Raw genomic sequence first — 4,996 nt, forward strand, 5'->3', positions numbered from 1 at the left:
AAAAATATTTTTTTATTTTACTTAAGTAAATTATTTCTTCAACTGAAAATCGGGATGACCGCATTGCCATAGCGCAAAAGCATATTGATCAGCAAAATTTGCAAAAGTAACCTCTTTGTCTTCGGTGAAATGACCGTTGTCGTAGTTTACTTTCATCAATACTGGTTTGCCGGAAGTAGAAGCATTTTGAACAGCAGCTGCAAATTTTCCAGGTTGCCATGCGACCACTCGAGGGTCGTTCCAACCAGCAATACAAATTACAGCAGGATATTTTACCCCCGTTTTAACATGTTGCATTCCGTCCATCTCACATAGAGCTTTACATTCAGTTTCATCTTTTACGGTGCCAAATTCTGGGATATTGACTGGTCCATTTGAAGAAAATTCAGCCCGCATGGCATTGGCGACACCAACATTGCAAATAGCAGCGGCAAACAAATCTGGTCTTTCTGTAATTGCTCTCGTAATTAATATTCCGCCAGCACTCGTGCCTGTTCCTGCCAATTTACTTGGTGAAGTATAACCCTGTGCAACAAGGTATTCTCCACAACTGATAAAATCTTTCCAAGTGTTGGGTTTTGTCGTTTTGTAAGCTGCTTTGTACCAATCTTGTCCTTTTTCACTACCGCCGCGTACATGCGGAATAGCGATGACAACTCCTTTTACTGCAAGTGAATTTAATCTAATGTTAAAATAGGGCGACATACTGATACCGTATGCTCCATATGCATCTATTAAGCAAACATTCGAACCATCTTTTTTTAATCCTTTTTTATAAATAATAGAGAGCGGTATCATTACGCCATCGTGTCCTTTAACCTCCACTTCTTCCACAACTAAATTCTTGTAGGAGTCTGGATAGACTGCTGGTTTGTTAAACGGGCTCGCTGAAAAAGTATCCGTATTGGCATCAAATAAAAATTCGGTGAATGGTTTGTTCCAAGAAGTTATGGCTATAAAAAAATCATTGCTTTTGGTGTCCATGCAAGAAATATTTACTAAACCAGTAAAGGGTAATTTTACTTCTGTACTCGAAAAATATTTAGTGTTGTATTTGTACACATGATTATTAATACCGTCACTGTAAGTAAGTAATAAAAAGTCTTTACTGCGGGTAAACGATTCCAGTGTTTGTGTTCCTTTTTCTGGTCCAATTATTTTAGCGGTAGTCCAATTTGGTTTTTTTAAATCTGTGGTGATAAGTTTGTAATTCTTGGCACCATTGTAGGTGATTGCATATATATTATCACCATTCATATCAACGCTTCGAACTAATTTATCATCTATAGTACTAAGAGGTTTCCATTGGATATTTCCAGATTGCAATTGAGCAATAGGTGCATAATAAAATTTCATTTCTCTTTGTACTGTTCCTTCTCCTGCAAAAATATAATCTTTAGAATCTTCAACAAAAAAAGCATAAGGATAAGCTTTGGATTCAATTTTTAAAGCGGGATAGCTTTCATTACTAAAAAAATCAATGTCGGTTTTAACGTCCGTGCTCAATTTGTGTAATTTGGTTTTTGGGTTCAAACGGCTGGTGGGATCAGTGTTGTCAGCAGATTTAATCCACATATAAGTGAAGGCAGTATTATCAAAAGTCCAACTGCCAGGCCCAGCGGTAGCCGTTATAATATCAGGTAAAAACTGTTTGTTGTCCACATTCATAACTTGGATTGTAGAAACTTCGGCGCCACTTTCTGAATAGGCAATCACCAATTTTTTACCATCATAACTGGGGATGATTTGCTGAACGGACAATGTTTTTCCTGGAATAAAAGTCAAGGGATCAAAGAGCAATTGTTCGGCTCCTTGCATACCTTCGCGGTAATATACTTTGCTAACTTTTTCTCCAGGCATTCTTTTTTGATAAAAAATTCTACCATTCTCTTTGATTGGAGCATAATAAACTGCAGGCTGGAGTTTGTCTAATTTTTTCCATTCGGCAATAAGCTCATCTCTTCCTGAGATTTTACTCAAAGTAGTGTTGGTAAGGTCAGCTTGCTCTTTAAACCACGAAATGACATTTGGGTCTTTAAGGTCTTCTAACCAGCGATAGGGATCATTGTAAGTTACCCCAAAATAGGTATCAGTAACGGTTGCCATTTTAGTTTTAGGATAATTCCATTGCGCAAATAATGTTGAACCAAGTAGTAATAAGACGGACGAACTAATAATTTTTTTCATAATAGTATTAATTTGAGTGTTAAAAATAAAATGCTATATTTTTTACCGGTCACTTCTTAATACTTTGGGAAGTTATAGGCTAGTGATAATCATAGAATTAATACAAAATCAACTTTCGTATCAATTGTTAAGGTTTGGGGTATGTTGAAAAGGGGGAGTTTGACTATTAATAGGTAAATCAAATATAGTAAATTTTAATAAAAAATCATCTAATTTAATAGGTAAAGTATTGATAAACAGTGTTTTTTTTGTTTTAAAAATAAAACACTAGTGGAGAAAATAACAAGAAATTTGCACTTTAGTTTAGGTTTTAATATTTTTTACCACCAATTAAATGGCGTAAACTTTCCCGTGTATGGCAGTTAAATTTTGATCAAAAAAAATCCGTTCGAAAGTTTAATTTCGAACGGATTTCAGTAAATAAAAACTAAAAATAATTATGCAGTCTGAGTAGCTTTAGATCTTAAAATCCCCAAATCCATCATGCAGGCGCGCATCATTTGATACGTTCTTTCGATATCGTTGTCCAAACCTATAGAAAACCGGATTAAACCATCCGTCAATCCCATCTCTATTTGTTCTTCCATAGGAATTTCGCTTGATGTAGAAGTTCCAGGAGCACTAAACAACGTTTTATAAAACCCTAAACTAACAGCAAGATAGCCTAGATTTTTTGCCTGCATCAATTCCATTAATTCATTGGCTTTCTCCAAAGTTCCCACGTCCAAAGTCATCATTCCTCCAAAACCATATTCCGGATTAATCATCGTTTTATAAATTTCGTGACTTGGATGACTTTCTAAACCGGGATAAACTGTTTTTAGACCGTCTTTTTCAAAACGCTTAGCCAAATACATCGCATTATGACTGTGTTGTTTCATGCGGATGTGTAGTGTGCGCAAGTTTTTCATCACACTCGCTGAACGCAAACTATCCATTGTAGGTCCAAGTAACATGCTGGCACCACTATTCACATTTTTCAAACTATCAATGAATTCTTGTGAGGCACAAGTTACTCCACCCACAGTATCACTGCTTCCGTTGATGTATTTTGTCAAACTGTGAATCACAATATCAGCCCCTAATCTTGCAGGAGAAACGGATAATGGCGAAAAAGTATTGTCAACAACAAGCGTTAAATTATGTCTTTTTGCAATTTTGGACAAGCCTTCAATATCAGCTACTTCCAGTAAAGGATTGCTGACAGTTTCACAGTATAAAACTTTAGTGTCCCGAGTAATGGCAGTTTCAACAACGTCAAGTTTTGTAATATCTACAAATGTAGTTTTGATGCCTAATCTTGGAGTAAAATTCTTCAAGAAAGCGTACGTTCCACCATAAATTGTTCTGCTTGAAACAATGTGATCACCGGTTCCACATAATTGTAGAAGAGTAGGAGTGATTGCTCCCATTCCTGAAGCCGAAACATTCGCCGTTTCCGTACCTTCCATCGCCGCCAAGGCTCTGTCCAAATATAAATTACTTGGTGAAGAATGACGCGAGTACAAATAGCAACCTTCCATATTGCCTTCAAAAGTATCGAACATGGTTTTTGCCGATAAAAAAGTATAGGTTGATGAATCAGAAATCGAGGGATTTACACCACCAAATTCGCCAAAGTACTGTAAATCCTGAATGTTGTCTGCGGGATTGAAATTTTTCATAGTTGTTTTTTATTGTTATTCGAAGCTGTTCCTGCTATTCGCTATATCTTTTATTTTTTAAAGAAAAAAGTAAAAGGATGCCGCTACTATCAGGGCTAGGGGATTTCGGTCTTTATAAAATCTATTTCAAAATAAAACCATTGTAGATTAATTATCAATAGTATTGTTTAATATTGGATTTTAAAACTATAAAATAGGATTAATGTTATTTAATTTTCTAAATTAGCTACTTAAATAGGATTTATATAGATTTTATTTCAATTCAAATATTTAATAAAAATGACATTAGACGCCATCGATAAAAAACTGCTTTTTTTATTACAATCGGATAGTAAAAAAACAACTAAAGAACTTTCCTTAAAACTCAATCTCTCCGTTACTGCGGTTTATGAACGAATCAAAAAACTCGAAAGAGAAGGAATTATCGATAAATATGTAGTGTTAGTCAATCGTTCGAAAATCGAAAAAGGTTTTGTGGTTTTTTGCCATCTCAAATTAATACAGCATACCAAAGAGTTTCTTACCAAATTCGAAAGTGAAGTAGTAAAACTTAAAGAGGTCCTTGAATGCCATCATGTAAGTGGTGACTACGATTATATTCTGAAAATAGTGGTAAAAGATATGGAAGCCTATCGGGAATTTTTGGTTACCAAACTGACTACTTTGCAGCATATTGGAAGCACGCACAGTACCTTTATGATTAGCGAAGTAAAAAATACGACGATTGTTGATATATAGGTATCGTTTGTTTTATAGCCATAAAATAATTAAATTTGAAATAAATCAGTTGTCCCATGAATACTAAAGAAATTAGACAGAAGCTTATTGAGAATTTTGGAAAACTTATTCAAGACGATACAAAATTAGCGGTTCTTGAAGGGGTTTTTGATGCTATAAAAAATGAAGAAATAATTTCATTGATTCCAGAAAATCACTATCAAAAAGTGGAAGAAGCTAGATTCGAATATCATTCTGGAATTAGTTCTGGAATTTCATGGGAAGAATTAGAAAAGCGATTGAATACTAAATATGGCTTTTAAAATTGTTTTTTCAAGATTAGCGGAAAATGAAATGGAAGTAGCCATTGATTTTTATGAAAGTAGAAGAAAAGGATTAGGTAAGTATTTTTTTGGTTACATAAAAGG

At 34.6% G+C, this 4,996-nt stretch carries 4 protein-coding genes; 2 read left to right on the forward strand and 2 right to left on the reverse strand.

The genetic code is table 11. The features are described from left to right. Window positions 1-30 precede the first annotated feature (30 nt). Both IWX84_RS15225 and IWX84_RS15230 read right to left on the reverse strand, forming a co-directional pair. Window positions 31-2,187, reverse strand: a complete 2,157-nt coding sequence (locus IWX84_RS15225; RefSeq protein ID WP_196851611.1) for a prolyl oligopeptidase family serine peptidase — start codon at window positions 2,185-2,187, stop codon at window positions 31-33. 437 nt (window positions 2,188-2,624) lie between these two features. After that, window positions 2,625-3,851 (reverse strand): aminotransferase class I/II-fold pyridoxal phosphate-dependent enzyme, encoded by a 1,227-nt coding sequence (locus IWX84_RS15230; protein WP_196851612.1) that lies wholly within the window; start codon window positions 3,849-3,851, stop codon window positions 2,625-2,627. Between the two features lie 279 nt (window positions 3,852-4,130). Between IWX84_RS15230 and IWX84_RS15235 the strand changes: the two genes are divergently transcribed. Together IWX84_RS15235 and IWX84_RS15240 are read left to right on the forward strand one after the other, a co-directional pair. Then, on the forward strand, window positions 4,131-4,589 hold the full coding sequence (locus IWX84_RS15235; RefSeq protein ID WP_196851613.1) for an Lrp/AsnC family transcriptional regulator: 459 nt from the start codon (window positions 4,131-4,133) through the stop codon (window positions 4,587-4,589). A gap of 56 nt (window positions 4,590-4,645) precedes the next feature. Further along, window positions 4,646-4,891, forward strand: coding sequence for a hypothetical protein (locus IWX84_RS15240; RefSeq protein ID WP_196851614.1), 246 nt, complete (start codon window positions 4,646-4,648; stop codon window positions 4,889-4,891). Window positions 4,892-4,996 lie beyond the last annotated feature (105 nt).

This window comes from Flavobacterium sp. CG_9.10, assembly GCF_015752245.1.
Lineage (GTDB): Bacteria > Bacteroidota > Bacteroidia > Flavobacteriales > Flavobacteriaceae > Flavobacterium.